This is a genomic window from Martinezella lusitana (assembly GCF_010668395.1).
In the GTDB taxonomy this organism is placed as follows: Bacteria; Pseudomonadota; Alphaproteobacteria; order Rhizobiales; family Rhizobiaceae; genus Rhizobium; species Rhizobium lusitanum_A.
This window is the reverse complement of the sequence record NZ_WUEY01000011.1, coordinates 26,045-41,397: the sequence shown is the minus strand read 5'-3', so window position 1 is coordinate 41,397 and position 15,353 is coordinate 26,045. Positions and strand designations below refer to the sequence as shown.

At 60.2% G+C, this 15,353-nt stretch carries 12 protein-coding genes; 3 read left to right on the top strand and 9 right to left on the bottom strand.

Features of this window, described 5'->3' with window-relative positions; translation table 11 throughout:
- Positions 1–52: 52 nt before the first annotated feature.
- From GR212_RS21870 to GR212_RS21855, 4 genes are all read right to left on the bottom strand, one after another.
- Positions 53–1,078 carry an ABC transporter ATP-binding protein gene (locus GR212_RS21870; RefSeq protein ID WP_163989348.1) on the bottom strand — a complete coding sequence of 342 codons (1,026 nt, stop codon included), beginning with the start codon at positions 1,076–1,078 and terminating at the stop codon, positions 53–55.
- Positions 1,079–1,109: 31 nt separating this feature from the next.
- Positions 1,110–1,991 carry an ABC transporter permease subunit gene (locus tag GR212_RS37180; RefSeq protein WP_204326702.1) on the bottom strand — a complete coding sequence of 294 codons (882 nt, stop codon included), beginning with the start codon at positions 1,989–1,991 and terminating at the stop codon, positions 1,110–1,112.
- Positions 1,988–2,896 (bottom strand): carbohydrate ABC transporter permease, encoded by a 909-nt coding sequence (locus GR212_RS21860; RefSeq protein WP_163989346.1) that lies wholly within the window; start codon positions 2,894–2,896, stop codon positions 1,988–1,990. The genes GR212_RS37180 and GR212_RS21860 overlap by 4 nt, the downstream gene beginning before the upstream one ends.
- Before the next feature lie 73 nt (positions 2,897–2,969).
- The gene (locus tag GR212_RS21855; RefSeq protein ID WP_163989344.1) at positions 2,970–4,292 is read right to left on the bottom strand and encodes an ABC transporter substrate-binding protein; all 1,323 of its coding nucleotides are present in this window, start codon (positions 4,290–4,292) and stop codon (positions 2,970–2,972) included.
- Positions 4,293–4,665: 373 nt separating this feature from the next.
- Between GR212_RS21855 and GR212_RS21850 the strand changes: the two genes are divergently transcribed.
- Both GR212_RS21850 and GR212_RS21845 read left to right on the top strand, forming a co-directional pair.
- Entirely contained in the window at positions 4,666–5,835 is a 1,170-nt protein-coding gene (locus tag GR212_RS21850) for a Gfo/Idh/MocA family protein (protein WP_163989342.1), read from the top strand.
- A gap of 13 nt (positions 5,836–5,848) precedes the next feature.
- Positions 5,849–6,610: a sugar phosphate isomerase/epimerase family protein gene (locus GR212_RS21845; protein ID WP_163989340.1), complete on the top strand. Its 762-nt coding sequence runs from the start codon at positions 5,849–5,851 to the stop codon at positions 6,608–6,610.
- 196 nt (positions 6,611–6,806) lie between these two features.
- Here the strand turns inward: GR212_RS21845 and GR212_RS21840 are convergent, their stop codons facing one another.
- Positions 6,807–7,709 carry an NAD-dependent epimerase/dehydratase family protein gene (locus tag GR212_RS21840; protein ID WP_163989339.1) on the bottom strand — a complete coding sequence of 301 codons (903 nt, stop codon included), beginning with the start codon at positions 7,707–7,709 and terminating at the stop codon, positions 6,807–6,809.
- Between the two features lie 113 nt (positions 7,710–7,822).
- On the opposite strand from GR212_RS21840, the gene GR212_RS21835 reads away from it, so the two are divergent.
- On the top strand, positions 7,823–8,635 hold the full coding sequence (locus tag GR212_RS21835; protein ID WP_163989337.1) for an AraC family transcriptional regulator: 813 nt from the start codon (positions 7,823–7,825) through the stop codon (positions 8,633–8,635).
- Positions 8,636–8,679: 44 nt separating this feature from the next.
- Here GR212_RS21835 and fhuB read toward each other — a convergent pair whose 3' ends face one another.
- The 4 genes from fhuB to GR212_RS21815 form a co-directional block, all read right to left on the bottom strand.
- A complete protein-coding gene (gene fhuB, locus GR212_RS21830) occupies positions 8,680–10,659 on the bottom strand; it encodes a Fe(3+)-hydroxamate ABC transporter permease FhuB (protein WP_281411067.1) in 1,980 nt (659 codons plus the stop codon).
- Positions 10,660–10,669: 10 nt separating this feature from the next.
- Positions 10,670–11,581 carry an ABC transporter substrate-binding protein gene (locus tag GR212_RS21825; RefSeq protein WP_163989333.1) on the bottom strand — a complete coding sequence of 304 codons (912 nt, stop codon included), beginning with the start codon at positions 11,579–11,581 and terminating at the stop codon, positions 10,670–10,672.
- A 90-nt stretch (positions 11,582–11,671) separates the two neighbouring features.
- Complete coding sequence (locus tag GR212_RS21820) at positions 11,672–14,125, bottom strand: TonB-dependent siderophore receptor (protein WP_163989331.1); 2,454 nt, start codon at positions 14,123–14,125, stop codon at positions 11,672–11,674.
- A 165-nt stretch (positions 14,126–14,290) separates the two neighbouring features.
- Entirely contained in the window at positions 14,291–15,283 is a 993-nt protein-coding gene (locus tag GR212_RS21815; RefSeq protein WP_163989329.1) for a FecR family protein, read from the bottom strand.
- Positions 15,284–15,353: the final 70 nt, after the last annotated feature.

Here is a 15,353-nt window from a genome sequence, read left to right as displayed (position 1 = left end):
CAACGGGATTGTCTCAAATGCCGGACTCGGATCTCCGATTGACAGGTCATCGTCATCTGCCGATCGCCATTCCATGCGCGTCGAAGGCATGGACCCGGTTTTCCTGGAAGCCGATGCGAATTTGCTGGCCCACGGCGGCAGCGGCATCGCGCGGTGCCCGTATCGTTATGAGATCTCCGTCCTTCAGAGCGACGTAGGCGAACGTGTCCGATCCCAACCGTTCCACGACTTCGACCTTCGCGTCGAGGTGCCCCTTGCCGTCCTCGGCGATATAGATGTCTTCCGGCCTGATTCCGATATGGGTCGCCTCGCCTGAGGCACCGGGCATCGAAATTCCACCGAGCCGGGCCGGCAGAATGTTCATTTTGGGCGACCCGATGAATTGCGCCACGAAAAGATTTGCCGGGCGCTCGTACAGGTCAAGCGGGCTTCCCGTCTGCTGGATAATGCCCTTGTCGAGGACCACGATGCGATCCGCGAGCGTCATCGCTTCCGTCTGGTCATGCGTGACGTAGATCATCGTCGCCCCGAGTCTCTGGTGAAGCTTTGCGATTTCAAGCCGCATCTCGACCCGCAGCGCCGCATCCAGATTGGACAACGGCTCATCGAACATGAAGGCGACCGGTTCGCGGACGATCGCGCGCCCGATGGCAACCCTCTGGCGTTGTCCGCCGGACAGCTCCCTCGGCTTCCTCTCCAGCAGATGGGTAAGCTGCAGGAGCGCCGCAACCTTTTCGACCTGACGCCGAATCTCCTCGCGCGGCACCTTGGCAACTTCCAGCGCGAAGGACATGTTCGCGCGCACGGTCTTGTGCGGATAGAGCGCGTAGGATTGGAAGACCATCGCCAGTTCGCGTTCGGCCGGCCCCAGAGCCGTCACGTCCCGGCCATCGATCATGATCGACCCGCCGGTCGTCTCCTCGAGGCCGGCGACAAGGCGCAGGAGCGTCGACTTGCCGCTGCCCGACGGGCCGACGAACACCACGAACTCCCCGTGCCCGATCGTCAGATCGACGCCGGGAATGATATTGAGCGCCCCGAACGATTTGCGGACGGACTTGAGCTCGATGACTGCCATGGAAACTGCTCCGAATTGCCTGGTAGGTCCACTACGCCTTGACGCCGCCCGAACTGAGGCCGCCTTGCCAATAGCGTTGCATGAAGAGAAAAGCCGCAACGACCGGGAGGATGCTGACCAGCGCACCTGTCATCACGACGGAGAAGAGAACGGATCCGCCGCTGCCCGCCGTGGCAAGCTGATACCATTGCGACAGGCCGACCGTGACCGGGAAATTGTCGGAGGAGCTCAGCATGACCAGCGGCAGGAAGTAGTTGTTCCATGTCGAGACGAACGCCAGGATCAGCACGGTCGCGAAGCCGGGCATCAGCAGGCGAAATGCGACACTGGAGAAAATATGGAACTCGCCGGCGCCATCGACGCGACCTGCTTCGATCAGTTCGTTGGAGAGCGCGTCCTGCGCGTAGACGCGCATCAGAAAGACGCCTGGCGGGAATACCAGCGAAGGCAGGATCATTGCCAGCGGTGTATTGACAAGGCCCACCTTTGACAGAAGCAGGAAGATCGGGATGACGAGCGCCGTTTGCGGGATCATCACCGCGCCGAGCACGAGTGCGAACATGAGACGCTTGCCGGCAAACTCGTATTTGGCGAAGGCGTAGCCGGCAAAGGTTGCGAAGAAGGCCGCTCCAGCCCCGGATATCACGGCGTAGAGGATGGTGTTCAACAGCCATCGCGAGAAGATCCCGTCCTGAAACGTGAAGAGATCGCGAATGTTCTGCACCAAATGGAAATCGCTCGAAAACCACAGGCCGAACGTCCCGAAGAGGTCGGCGTTGGTCTTCGTTGCGGAGACGATGACATAGAGCAGCGGGATGAAAGTATAGATGAAATAGAGGACCAGGGCTGCGGTGAGCAACCGGCGGCTGCGGCGAAACGAAGGCGAATTGGCGGTCTTTGAAACGATCGTCACCGTGAAGCCCTCCGATTGGCAAGAAGCATGAACGTGTAGGAGGCGATAGCCACGATACCGCCAAGCACGAACGAGATCGCGGCGGAGTAATTGTATTGCTGGTTGGTGAAGGCGAGAGTGTAGGCATAGTAGTTGGGCGTATAGTGGCTGTTGATCAGCCCCGGCGCGAGAGTTCGGATCAGATAGGGCTCGGTGAAGAGCTGAAGCGTGCCGATGATGGAGAACATGATCGTGACGATGACCGTGGGCAGGATCAATGGCAGCTTGATGCTCAATGCGTGCCTCAGGCCGCCGGCACCGTCGACGGCGGACGCCTCTTCGAGATCCTGTGGAACCGCCTGGAGAGCGGAATAGTAGATGATCATGTTGTAGCCCATGTATTCCCACACGGCGATATTGGCGATCGACGGCAGGATCGTGGATTCGGACAGAAAGTTCGGCGCGGGCATTTTTAGGAATGCGGCCAGCTGCGCGAACGGACCGAAGGCAGGCCCATAGAGATATCCCCACAGCAGCGCCGCGATCACCGCCGGCACCGCATAGGGGACGAAGAAGCTGACGCGGAAGAAGTTGCGCGCATAGACCCTGCCGCTGTCGAGGATGAGGGCATAGACAAGCGCCAGACCCAGCATCACCGGAATTTGCATCGCGCCGAACTTGAAGAGAAGAAGAACACCCTCCCAGAAGGATCTATCCGTTAAAGCGCGGACATAGTTCTCGACTCCCACGAAGCGATTGCCCGCGGCCAAGGTCTGGCGGAACAGGCTGAGCCAGAAGGCATAGGCGAGCGGTGCGATGAGAAACGCCGTGAACAGCAGCATGAACGGGAAAAGAAAGAGGTAGGGCGCAACGGACTTGCTTACGAAAATTCGAGCACGCCGCTTTGCTCCATGGACATTGGGCATGGAGTTTTTCCTGGATGAGCTTGATCGGGAGGCGGGGAGGGGCCGGGAGGATGGCCCGACTCCCCGGTCGGGATCAGGAGACAGTAAAGCCCTGATCCTGAGCATAACTCACCACTTTGTCCTGAAGTCTGTCGAAGGCATCCGCCAGAGTTCCGCTTCCTGCGATGGCGGCGGAGAATTCGTCCTGTATCTGCTGGTTCACGTAATCCTGGAACGGCGCAAATTCGAAGGACGGATCGACCTGGTTTTCGGATGCCGCGAAGATCTCGTTGACCGCCTGGCCGCCGTAGAAATCATACTTGTGGCCCATCAGTTCCTTGTCGTCGATGAGTTCCTTCAGCACCGGGAACAGGAACTGCTTGGTGTTCCACAGCCGCGCGGCGTCCGGATCGCTCCCCATGAAGGCCGCGAACATAGCCGCTTCCTTGGGGTGCTTGCATGAGTTCATCACGACGATCGTCGAGCCGCCGAGATTTGCGGTGATCTTGTCGCCGGCCTTCCATTGCGGAAGCGAGGCGGCTCTCCATTTCCCAAAGCTCTTCTTCATCGACTGTTGCATGAGGATCGGAGCCCAGGCGGCCGTGACCCAGGTCGCATAGGTGCCGTTGTCCAGCCCAGCGAACCATTCCGTCGTCCAGACGGGTTTCGTGTCGATAGCCTTCGCATCGAGAAGCTTCTGCCAATAGGCGGCCCACTTCTTCGCGACGTCGTCATTGAGCTTGATCTTGATGTTCGTTCCTTCGGTATGGAAAGGTCGCCATCCGGCCTGCCAGAGCAGCGCGACGACCCAGCCGGGATCCGCGGCGCCGAAATCGGTGAGGTAGGTGCCAGGCGCGTCCTTGGCCAATTTTACCGCCGATTCCGCAAAGGCGTCCCAGGTATCGGGCGGCGTGATCTTGTGCGCGTCGAAGACGTCTTCCCGATAGAGAACGCCCATCGGGCCGCTGTCCCATGGAACGCCATAGACCTTGTCGCCATCGCTCACCGCCTTCCACGTCCAGTCGATGAACTTGTCCCTGGTCGAGCTGACGTCCGTCCCAATATCGGTAAGGGCGCCGAGCTGCCGGAAGCTCAGCAGCGAGTTGAATTCCATCTGGGCGAGATCGGGAAGGCCGCTTCCGGCCTGCAGGGCATTGCGAAGCTTCACATAATGGGGCGCACCCTGGCCGACGTTCTCGACCTTTACCGTGATGTTCGGGAACTTCTTCGTAAACATGTCAGCCTGGACCTGCGTGTCGGGCGTCCAGGCCCACATGGTAAGCTCGACTTTCTCCTGGGCGTTTGCAAAGTCCGGCAGCCCCATCAGCATGGGGGCTGCCAATCCAAGGCCTGTGGCTTGCAGAAAATCGCGCCGCCCCAGCGCGCCATGCAGGAGCCGCTTTCCAATGTCTGTCATTATTTGTTCCTCCTCCGATGCCGAACTTATGGGATGGCAGGCCTGCTGCGCATCGATGACCGGCTGACGTTCGTGACGCTTAAGTGGCACCAGAAACGGGGATGGATGTCAAAGCGCCGACAGACCCCTTCGAGCCCATTGTCGCAAACTTCGGACTCGGGCAGGGCTTTCGTCCGGTGACGGGGTGCGGGCGGGCACGGGTCTCAAGCCACGGAAAATCGGACAGCGCGCCTGGAATGTCCCATTTCTCAAATGGCGGACTCGTCGGAGGGAAACGGCATGGTCGTGACGGCGAACGCCGAATAGTTCTTCTCTCCGGTCGCCGATCGACGCGACCGAACATTGGCGTCAATAAAATCGAGCGGAAGAGCACATGGCGGAAAAGCGTTGGAACGTTGGCATCATCGGATGCGGTCACATATTCGATGCCTATGCGCGCCTTTCGCGCGTCTTTAAGCCGATCAATCTTGTCGCATGCTCGGACGTGGATATGTCGATCGGCCAGCGGCGGGCCGGCCAATACGGCCTGGAGGCACTGACCGTCGACGAGCTTCTGGCTCGGCCGGATATCGAAGTCGTCATCAACCTGACGAACCCCAGCAGCCATGCGCTCGTCACCGAGGCGATCCTGAATGCGGGCAAGCACGCATATACCGAGAAACCGCTTGCCCTTGCGATGCCGGACGCAAATCGGTTGCTTGCCACAGCAAAGGCGCAGGGACGGCTCATCGGTTCTGCGCCGGACACTTTCCTTGGAGGCGCGCATCAGGCGGCGAGACGCCTGGTCGATGAAGGAAGGCTCGGCGTGGTGAAGAGCGGCAGCGCTCACTTCATGAACCATGGAATGGAACATTGGCATCCCAATCCCTTCCCTTATTTCCAGGTTGGCGCGGGGCCGGTCCTCGACATGGGGCCCTACTATGTGACGGCCCTTGTCGCGCTGCTCGGACCGGTGCGGCGGGTCGTGGCGCTGGCATCGAAGTTCTTCGAGGAGCGCCAAGTGACCGCGGACGGCCCGGCGAAAAATACCGTGGTGCCGGTGACCACGCCCACCACGAGCCAGGCCTTGATAGAGTTTCGATCCGGCGCTCAGATCCACTTCTCGGTGAGCTACGACAACTGGGGCCATGGACACACCAATCCGATCGAATTGCATGGAACCCGCGCCTCCCTCATGGTGCCGGATCCCAACTATTTTGGCGGCGCTCTGACGATCATCGATGCGGAAGGGCGTCATTCGGTCGAAACCGCGGCAACCGTTTTCGGAAATCTCAACTGGCAGGAACCGGCAGGCGCGACCATAAGCAACTACAGAGGCTTGGGGCTGGCGGATCTTCTCTCGGCAGCCGAGAGCGGCCGTCAGCCAAGAGCTTCCGGCGAACTCTCCCGCCACGTCCTTGAAGTCTTGCTCGGCATTGTCAAATCGGCGGAGATCAACGATTTCGTCGCGATCGAAAGTACGGTCGAACCGCCGGCTCCCCTCACTGAAAAAGACGCGGCGCTTCTGAAAGCCGCCGACGCTCCATCCACGTTCATGGCCTAGAAGAGGTTCCTCGATGACGCACTATTCCATCTCGTTCCAGCTCTATTCCTCCCGTCTTTCCCCGCCGATCGAAGCGCATCTTCCGTATCTTGCCGAGGTCGGCTACGACGCTGTCGAGCTCTGGCTTCCGGCCTACGAGACGAACACGACGGACTTCCGCCGACGCATGGATGACGCCGGCCTTGTCTGCTCGGGAATCCATATGCCGCTGGCCGGGCTGATCAACGAGCCGAACAGGTTCTTTGACTATGCCCATAAGCTGGGAACCCAGACCTTGATCCCACCCTACATTCCTGCCGCCGAACGAAGCGCGACGGCCGACGGATGGCGCAGGGTAGGGGAGAGTTTGCGGGTCGGAGCCGAAGCCGCCAGCAAGGAAGGCCTCAAGGTCGCCTGGCATAACCACGATTTCGAATATCATCGGCTGGAAGACCGCAGCCGGCCCATCGACATTCTACTGGAGGCAGCCGGTGCCGGCGTCGATTTCGAAATCGACATCGGCTGGGTTATCCGGGGATGGGCGGATCCGGCGCAGGAACTGCAGAAATATGCCGATCGGATCACGACAATACAGCTGAAGGACACAGCCCCTGCCGGGGTCACGCTCGACGAGGGCTGGGTGCCGACCGGTGATGGAATAATCGACTGGAAAGGCCTGTATCCGTTGTTTTCCAAGACCCGTGCCGATGTTCTCGTCGTGGAGCACGACAACCCGACCGACTGGAAGGTGTTGGCGAAACGTTCGGCCGATTACATAAAGGCGCTGATCGCATGAGCGACATGGCTGCGCACCCACGGGCTCGAAAGCGAAGCAGGGCCGGGTGATTTAGGCTCCGCAACGGGGACTGTCCGGTCAAACCCTGTATCGCCTCTCTCCGAGGCTCGTCCCTGTCGTCTTGACGCGCATCGGAGAGAAGGAATGACGTCGAGCCGCCGCGCCCTCATGATTGGGGAAAGGCACTCGCCGTCCGCTACCGGGATCGCAGCGTATCCTCGACCATCGCCTCGAGGCTGCTGGCGTAAACGCCGAGCAGCTGCTCGGTGTCCGACGCGTCGACGATGCAGGGACGCTCGAAGAGGTAGGCCATTTCCGGAATTTCGCGCATGAGCTCGTCATCGCGCCCCAGCACCTCAAGGTGGTCGCCCGTCAGTGCCTGCAAATCGGGAAGCGGAGCGCCGGCGAATTCGGTGAAGCGAACCGCAAGGTCTCGAACCGAAGCATGCTGTGACGGGACATGGAAAGCCCGTCCCCAATTGCCTGAATAGCGCGACGCTGCAACGAGGGTTCGAGCGACATCCTTGGTAAAGGACCACGCGTGCAGGGCGTCGAGATCGCCGGGCATGAAAGCCGGCTTTCCGGCGAGCAGGGGTGGAAGCGTCATGAGCGTGAACAGCGAGCCTGCGCCATCACCCAGATAGTCGCTCGCGCGCACCTCAAGGGCCGGAACATTGGAGGTCAGGGCACGCTCCCACATCGCGGTCCTGACCTGGCCCTTGATGCTTGTCGGCGCCAATGGCGCGGTGGGGACGAGTGGCGATGCCGCTCCTTTGCCATATCCGTAGACATTTCCAAGCACGACCAGGCGAGCCCCGGCAATTTCCGCCGCTGTCGCGACCCCATCCATGATCGGCGGAAAATCCGTCGGCCATCGGGTGTAAAGCGCCATGGCGCACATGAAGATCGTTTCCGCACCGGCACTGATCCGGGCGAGTTCCTGCCCGTTCCGGGCATCGAGTGCCACACCGTCGATGCCGGTGCCCTCGGGCGCGGCGCCGCCTCTGCTGACCAGCCGCACCTCATGTCCCTCGGCTGCGAGAAGACGCGCCGTCGCGCGTCCGACAGGGCCGGCGCCGACCACCACAAACAAAGCCATCTGAAATCTCCGTGGATATTGAACCGGAGGTAATATTTTCCCCCAAGCATTGAAAGTCGCGCAGGAAACGCCGATCTTTGAGCATGTTCTGCTTTAAGTCCGGGGCAATCTTCATGCATGATTTGACTGGCTCAACATGGCCGCCGATCGGCGTCAGCGTCTCGCCGCGGCGCAACGAGGCCGGGCCGATCCTTTTGCCGCCGATCGACCATCACCGTATTGTCGTCCATACCAGCCGAAAAACCTGGTCCATCTGCCTGGCGGCAGGCACGCGTCACCTGCGCCAGGAAGGCGACATCGATCTCGTTCCGGCCGGTGAGGAGGGTGGTTACGAAGCCGAAACGGCCTGCGAGGCGTTGGAAATCCGGCTTGCGCCTGCCGTCCTCCAGCGCGTCGCCCACGAGATGGGCCGCGGCGACAGGCAATCGAGGTTCGAAACGCGGCACATTTTGAGAAACGAAAGCATCGTCCATCTGGCGCGGGCACTGGACAGCGAGCAGCAGGCCGGCGCGCCCAGCGGCTCCCTCTATGCCGACACCATCGGCATCGCGCTCGCGACGCAACTCGTGAGCCTGTCGAAGACGACGATCGATCGGAGGGGCGGGCTTTCGTCCGAGCAACTGAGGCGGTTGTTCGATTTCGTCGAAGCTCATATCGATCAGTCCTTGACGATCGAGGTGCTCGCTCGCGAGGCTGGTGCAAGCAGCTCGCACTTGCGCCATTGGTTCAAACAGGCCACCGGCACAACCGTTCATCGCTATGTCGTGCAGCGGCGCGTCGAAAGGGCGCGATTCCTGCTCCTGCAGGAAAGGTTGAGCGCGGGCGAGGTGGCGTTGGCCGCCGGCTTCTCGCATCAGTCGCATATGGCGCGATGGATGCGCCTTGTGCTGGGCTACACGCCGCGCCGGTTGCGAGGGGAGCAGTGACAAGATCGAACCGATATCGCAAGCCACGCAATGCGCCTCCCGTTCTAAAGAGCTGCCTTGCGCATGAGCCAGAAAAAATATGGCCCCCCGATGAACGTTGCCAATAGCCCAGCGGGAATTTGCGATGGGAACACGGCATTGCGCCCGAACCAATCGGCAATAACCATTATCAAAGCGCCCAAAATCGCCGCGCACACAATCTGAGCCATGGGGCGTTGGAGCCCAAGCATTCGCGCCATATGCGGTGCCAAAAGGCCGACGAAGCTGAGCGGCCCGACGACGAGCGTGGCCGAGGCCGTCGAGACCCCGGCGACAATGAGCAAGACCAGACGCGCCAACCCGATATTGACGCCGATTGCCTTCGTGCTGGTTTCGCCAAGCGGCAGGATCTGCAGCCATCGCCGCATAAATGGTAGTAGCATGAATATCAGGAGCGGCATCGCCGCCAGCCAAAGCGCCTGCCCCGCGTCAACGCGATAGGTCGAGCCTGACAGCCACGAAATTGCCGAACGCAAGCGTGGATTGTCGCCAGCCATCAGGAATGACGTCAGCGCGCTCACAACCGTGCCGAGAGCGAGTCCGGTGAGGAGCATGCGTTGCGGGGAGAACGCGCTGCGACGGCCAGTGAGCAGAGTGACAAAAAGAGTCGCGAAAGCGCCGACGCTGGCTGCGAGAAAGAGCATCCCGCCGCCAGGCGATGGCAAGATCAGAAGCAAAAGCAACGCGGCGAGCGATGCGCCGGACGATATTCCAAGAACCTCCGGGCTTGCCATGACATTGCCGGTCAGATGTTGCATCAGAGTCCCAGCCACGGCAAGCAGGGCGCCGGCGCTGAGAGCTGCGGCAACGCGCGGTGCGCGAAGCGACAGAAGTCCGCAGAGGTCGTTCCATGTGTCGAACCGCCAGCCGTCGAAACTTCGCGCGAGATCGAGAGCCGGCAGGAGTGCCAGAGCCAGCAAAGCCAAAATCGTATAAATCAGTATTTGCGGTCTTGGCGTACGCTGGGAGGATGCGCCCTTTGCCGGAAGATCCTGCTCCATGCGAGGTAGAAGCCAAAGCAGGAGGGGAGCGCCGATCATGGCCGTTGCGGTTCCTGTCGGCACGCGCCACCCTAAGTCTGCAATCAATTGCACAAGCTGATCGGTCAGCCATAATAGCAGTGCACCGAAGACAGGTGCCCAGATAAGCTGATCCTTGAAGCGGCGGGCGCCCATCAAGCGCGCTAGCGTCGGTGCGGCCAGCCCGATGAACCCAACTACGCCGACGCTCGCGACAATGAATCCCGCAATTGCGGTCGCCGGCGCCATGGCAAGCAGCCGGATGGCCCGAAGTCGCAGGCCGAGGCTGCGTGCGGCTTCGTCGTCGAGAGCAAGGATGGTCAGAGGGGACGCGATCACCGCGATTGCAAACGCCGCTACGGCAAGGCGAGGCGCCAGGTAGCGAAGGGTTTCCCAGTCGTTCTGGTTGAGCGAGCCGGAGCTCCAGATATAGACATTCCCAAGGGCGCTACCAAAAAGCTGCGCCAGGACCGCCGCAAAGGTGCCGGCGTAAAGAGACATCATAAGTCCGCCAAGGATGAGGCCCGTTGGCGACAAGGTTCTCCTCCAGGCGAGCGCTGCGATCAGGCAGGCGGCAAGAATGGCGCCACTGACTGCGATGGTCTCGGTGCCCAAAATGAGGAGCGAGGGCATAAAGAGCGTCGCCAGAGTCAGGGCCAGCTGAGAACCGGCCGATATGCCAAGTGTTGTGGGCTCGGCCAACGGATTGCGCAATACTTGCTGAAATACGCAGCCGGAAAGAGCAAGACCAAGGCCGCAGAGCAGTGACACGGACAGGCGCGGAAACCAGGCGTAGTAAACGACGACCTGTCGGAGATCGGCGAGGTCTGGATCAAAAAGTGCCTTCAGTGCCAACGGAAGAGGCAGCAGCCGGGAAAGAGACAACACGCTTAAAACCAATGCCGCCGCGGCCATCGTCAACGCGGCGCGAACAGGCGTTTGATCTCGACGATCGGATACTACCATTACCAACCGCTCACGTAGTTTGCATCCGAAGCAACGTCTGCGCGAAAAGCGCAGCGAATTGCGGCGCGGACGGCAGGCTGCCGAAAACTTCGAACCGGGGGATGCGGTAGACCCTTCCGGCGGCCACCATCGGCAGATTTATCCAGAAAGGGCTATGGGACAGTCTTTGAAGTGCGGCATCGGTCGGCCATCCATAATCGATATGCAGGATGGCGGCGTCCGGAGCAGAAGACAATTCCTCGATGCCGGCATTTGTAAAACCGAATTCGTTGGTGGCGCCATTCCAGGCGTTGCGGATCCCGAATTGCGACATGACATCATACATGATGCTGTTGCGGCCATAGACCGTCATGTTTCGCCCGTCGGGTGCAAGGGCAACGAGGAAGATCCGGCGCGACGAAGCCTCGCCAACGCGTCTGGCGTATGCCGCTATCATTGCCTCGACCTGATCGACGACCGCCTTTCCTGCGCCGGGGACACCAAGGACATCGGCAAGCCTTACGGTTTCCGCTTTCGCCCGATCCAGCGCGCCCTCGCGCCCCACATAGATTTCGAGCGGGAATACGGGTGCAACGCGGGCAAGAACGGCGCGGACGTCGGCATCAATCGTCGCAGTCACGATGAGCTCAACGCTCAATCGTTTCAAGACTTCCAAGTTCGGTTCCACGGGATTGCCGCTATCAACGACATTGGCCGGCATGACCGGTTCGATTCCCATTTCGTTGAAGAACTCGGCCGATACGGAAGCGATGGGGATAATACCCAAGGCAAGAACAGTCTGTGCGGCGGCGCGATCCGGCGCTGCTACCCGGTGCTTGTCGATCGAGGCCAAGGCCACTTTCGATTGCAGAGCCGCCAAACCGGCACCACACAGGATTTTGCCGGCTGCGATGAGCGCGTGCCTTCGCGTTAGCAGCGGCACGCCTGATGTCCCACACACCAGGCATGCGTCAGCGGGCAGCTTGCCCGCGGATCGAGAAATTTCATGAAGCAGCTGCAGATCCATTATGGGCTAGAACTTCGAATGCAGCGTCACGCTGACACGACGGCCTTCTCCGAAAGCCACTCCTTGGTATGTGGTCAGCGGCGTGAAGTATTTTTTGTCGAAGATGTTTGTGGCGTTCAGCGTCAGGGATACGTTGTCATTGACCTTGTAGGCGATACGCGCGTCAGCCGTCAGGAACGCCTTCTGCGTGATGCGTTCGGCGCCGCTTCCGCCATAAAGCTCGCTGCTGGCATTTATGCCTGCGCCAATCTGCCATTGATCATGCTCGCCAGGAAGCTGGTAGTTCGTCCAGATCTTGAAGAGATGCTTCGGTGCAATCTGGGAAAAGGCCGACGCGCTGGAGTCCAGGCTATCTTCGTCCAGATATTTGCTGTTGGTATAGGTATAGCCCGCCATAACGGTCAAATCGGGTATGATCTCGCCGGATAGGCGCAGATCGATACCGCGCGAGCGCGCCCGGCCAGCGGCCTCGAAATATTGATTGGTGGCATCGGTTGCGACCGCGCGATTGCTTTGCGTCAGCTGGAAGAGCGCGATCGTGGTTTGCAGCTGCCCGTCGAAGTAGCTCCCCTTCAAGCCGACCTCATATTGCTCCCCTTCCATCGGCTTGAGCAGGGCGCCGTTTACGTCTCTGAGCGATTGAGGTTGGAAGATCGAGGCGAAACTTCCATAGACGGAATAGGTCTTGTCGATATCATAGACCAGGCCGGCATAGGGGGTGAATTTGGCATTGTAGCGATCGCCACTCTCGGAATAGTCGAAGGGATTGTAGTCGGAATCTGGTCGAAACGCGGTGTCCCACCAGGAAAGCCGTCCGCCGGCGATCGCTGTCAAGTCGTCGGTAACATGGAAGCGCGTGTTTCCATAGACGCCTGTTTGCTTGATCTCCGTTGCGCCCTTGGACGTCGATGCCGGCAATCCGCTCCAGATCGGCTTGGAGAACACATAATTGCTGATATCGATCGTTTCGAAGTTGAAGAGGCTATCAGTGCCGTAATAGCTCGTTCCGAAGTTATACATTCGGGCATAGTTGGCGCCGATGGTCAGGTCGTGCTCCCGGCCGAATAGCTCGTATTTGCCTGTCGCGTTGAGGTCGTAACTTTGGTTGCGTTCGAAGTAGTCGGTGTTGGTCGTGCCGAAAGTCGCCTCGTTCGTCGTCTTGTCGACCATGCCGAATATTTCGCCGGAGAGTACACGGGCTGTCTTGTAATCATAGGTTCCGGTGGCCGTCAGCTTCCAGCCATTGTCGAAGCTGTGCTCGATGCTGGCGAAGGTATTGGTCTCTGCATAGCGATCACGGTTCCAGGGCGTGCCGTAGAAGTCCGATCGATCTCCCGCGACCGTGTAATCCGAGTAGAGCGGGATCTGATTTGCCCATCCGACATTTGAATCGCGGCGACTGTAGCTGGCGCCCAGGCGCAGGAGCGTATCGTCGGTAATGTCGGCTTCGACGGTCCCGTAATAGGATTGATCGCGATGCCATGTGGAGTGCTGGTCCAGGTCCCGGGTTTGCCCGGACGCGACGAAACGGCCACGCAGCGATGCGTCCGCGTTGAGTGCGCCGCCCACGTCGATGGTGCCGAGCAGATTGTCCTTCGTTCCGACTGTCGTGTCGAAGGAAGCGGCGAAATGATCCGGTGCGCGCTTTCGCACCAAGCTTATGACGCCCCCGGGGCTGCCGAAACCACCATAAAGACCGGCAGGCCCATCAAGCACCTCGATGCGGTCATACATGGCCAGGCTGGGCGCATTCGTGCTCGCGGTCGCGGACATGTCGGAGTTCATCACCACCGGCAGCCCATCGATGACAAGAGAGTTTATCGGAAAGCCGCGCGAATAGTATTGTACGCGGTCGGCATCGCTCTGCAGCACGGTGATGCCGGGCGTGGCCTTCATCGCTTCGTCGAGCGACTGAATGTTGCGTTCCTTGATCTCGCGCTGTGTCATGACCGCCACGGTCTGCGGGATCTCACGCTGTGCCAGAGGTATCTTCGAGCCCACGGTCGTCGGGGGATTGACGAGGCCGGCATAAGGATCGCTCGGATACTGGCCGGCTCCTTGCACCGTTATAGGGGCTAGCTGCGTGGCGCCGTCGGCGCCGCCTGCAGATACCGTCCCGCCGGGCGCGCGGATGGTAACAGTCGTCGCGTTGGAGAAGCGATAGTCAAGGCCCGTTCCCGCAAGCAGGATCGAAAGTGCTCGGGTGACGGTCATCGAGCCGTGAACCGGCTTGCCAATCACCGTTATCGGCGTGTTTTCGGGGAATACGACCGAGAGACCGGTCACGCGACCTATCTCGTTGACTGCCTGAGGGATCGGCTTGGCGACAATGTCGAAACGATATTGACGTTGAGTGGCCTGTTGCGCTTGCGCTGCGTCAATCGCCGTCGCGCTCACCGTGGCCAGCATCAAGGCTGCCAGTGCAAAAGCCGTCGACCGCGATACCCCATTCCCGTTCATTGATAAAAGCCCTTCTTGTCCGTGAGACCGTCTAAGGTGCGGTTCGGCACATTACGTCCCGTTCCGACCTGCTATTGACCATCACGTTTGAAAGGGTGGACTACTGAACCTTTCTCGGAAGATTTTTCCGAGAAATCTTTTATCCTATTGAACTTAAACTGTTTTTTATGGACTGATTATAGTCAGGGTTCCGCCGATGTCGGTCATGCGGAAGCCGACGCTTGACTGGAGCGACCCAAGGGCAGCGTCAGTGTCGTTGAGTGAGAAGCTGCCCGTCACCAGCTGATCGGCAAGTGCCGAACCGACTATGACAATCCTGCCGTTGCGATAGCGTCCGATCTCGGCCGCTACGTCTGCCAGGCGGGTGCGATAGAAGATGTATCGGCCGCCGTGCCAGGCGAGAGCGTCTTTCAGATCGACGACCTCGATCGCTCCGATACCGGAGCTGCCGAAGCGGACGCGCTGACCGGGGTCAAGGAGGACCTGTCGGGAGCTGTCCCCGGTCGCAACGGAAACCTGCCCGCTCTCGAGGGTGACGACACCGCCATCGTCCAGGAGATTGACATCAAAGCGTGTGCCGATATCGCGGATCTCGCCGTTGGCAGCCACCACTACGAAAGGTCGCTCTCCTGCGGCCACGTCAAAGAACGCAGAGCCGCGTAGGAGCGTGACGCGCCGCTCGTCCTTCGTGAATTGCTCATCAAGCGCGCTGTCTGCATCGAGCAGCACATTCGTACCGTCCGATAGAGTAATGTTGCGCCGCTCGCCGGCGTTCGTTGCATAGTCGGCAGCCAGATTCTGCCATAGATTGGGGCGTTCGAGCCAGAGGCCGGCAGCCAGGAGGGCAATGAGCAGCATGCTGGTCGCAGCCAGGCCGCGGCGGGCTTTTTTTCTCGACTTCGCGCGATCCATTGCTTGCAGATAGCCGGACAGGTCATCCGCATCAGCCGCCGCGATCCGCGTGCCCGGCTGCTCGGTTGCCTGCCATGTCGCGTCCACCAGTTCGAAAGCTTTCCGATGGGCCGGATCCGCGTCCAGCCATAATCGGAATCTTGCCTCGTCAGCGCTTGTCCAGGTCTGGAGCTTCTTGAGGAACCAGATTCTGGCTTGCGTCTTGACATCGTCATCCAGGTGTTTGGAGGATTGCGGCTCGGTCATCGGTTCGTCAAATGTCCATTCTGCCTGCGTGCTCTGCCGCACCGTGCCGCCCGACACCCGGCTTGTTTCG

What these genes read in the sequence shown, in the direction of transcription:
- GR212_RS21850 (WP_163989342.1), top strand. Translation starts at nt 4,666, where the DNA reads ATGGCGGAAAAGCGTTGGAACGTTGGCATCATCGGATGCGGTCACATA.
- fhuB (WP_281411067.1), bottom strand. Translation starts at nt 10,659, where the DNA reads ATGGTAGTATCCGATCGTCGAGATCAAACGCCTGTTCGCGCCGCGTTG.
- GR212_RS21860 (WP_163989346.1), bottom strand. Translation starts at nt 2,896, where the DNA reads ATGCCCAATGTCCATGGAGCAAAGCGGCGTGCTCGAATTTTCGTAAGC.
- GR212_RS21815 (WP_163989329.1), bottom strand. Translation starts at nt 15,283, where the DNA reads ATGACCGAGCCGCAATCCTCCAAACACCTGGATGACGATGTCAAGACG.
- GR212_RS21845 (WP_163989340.1), top strand. Translation starts at nt 5,849, where the DNA reads ATGACGCACTATTCCATCTCGTTCCAGCTCTATTCCTCCCGTCTTTCC.
- GR212_RS21870 (WP_163989348.1), bottom strand. Translation starts at nt 1,078, where the DNA reads ATGGCAGTCATCGAGCTCAAGTCCGTCCGCAAATCGTTCGGGGCGCTC.
- GR212_RS21820 (WP_163989331.1), bottom strand. Translation starts at nt 14,125, where the DNA reads ATGAACGGGAATGGGGTATCGCGGTCGACGGCTTTTGCACTGGCAGCC.
- GR212_RS21855 (WP_163989344.1), bottom strand. Translation starts at nt 4,292, where the DNA reads ATGACAGACATTGGAAAGCGGCTCCTGCATGGCGCGCTGGGGCGGCGC.
- GR212_RS21840 (WP_163989339.1), bottom strand. Translation starts at nt 7,709, where the DNA reads ATGGCTTTGTTTGTGGTGGTCGGCGCCGGCCCTGTCGGACGCGCGACG.
- GR212_RS21835 (WP_163989337.1), top strand. Translation starts at nt 7,823, where the DNA reads ATGCATGATTTGACTGGCTCAACATGGCCGCCGATCGGCGTCAGCGTC.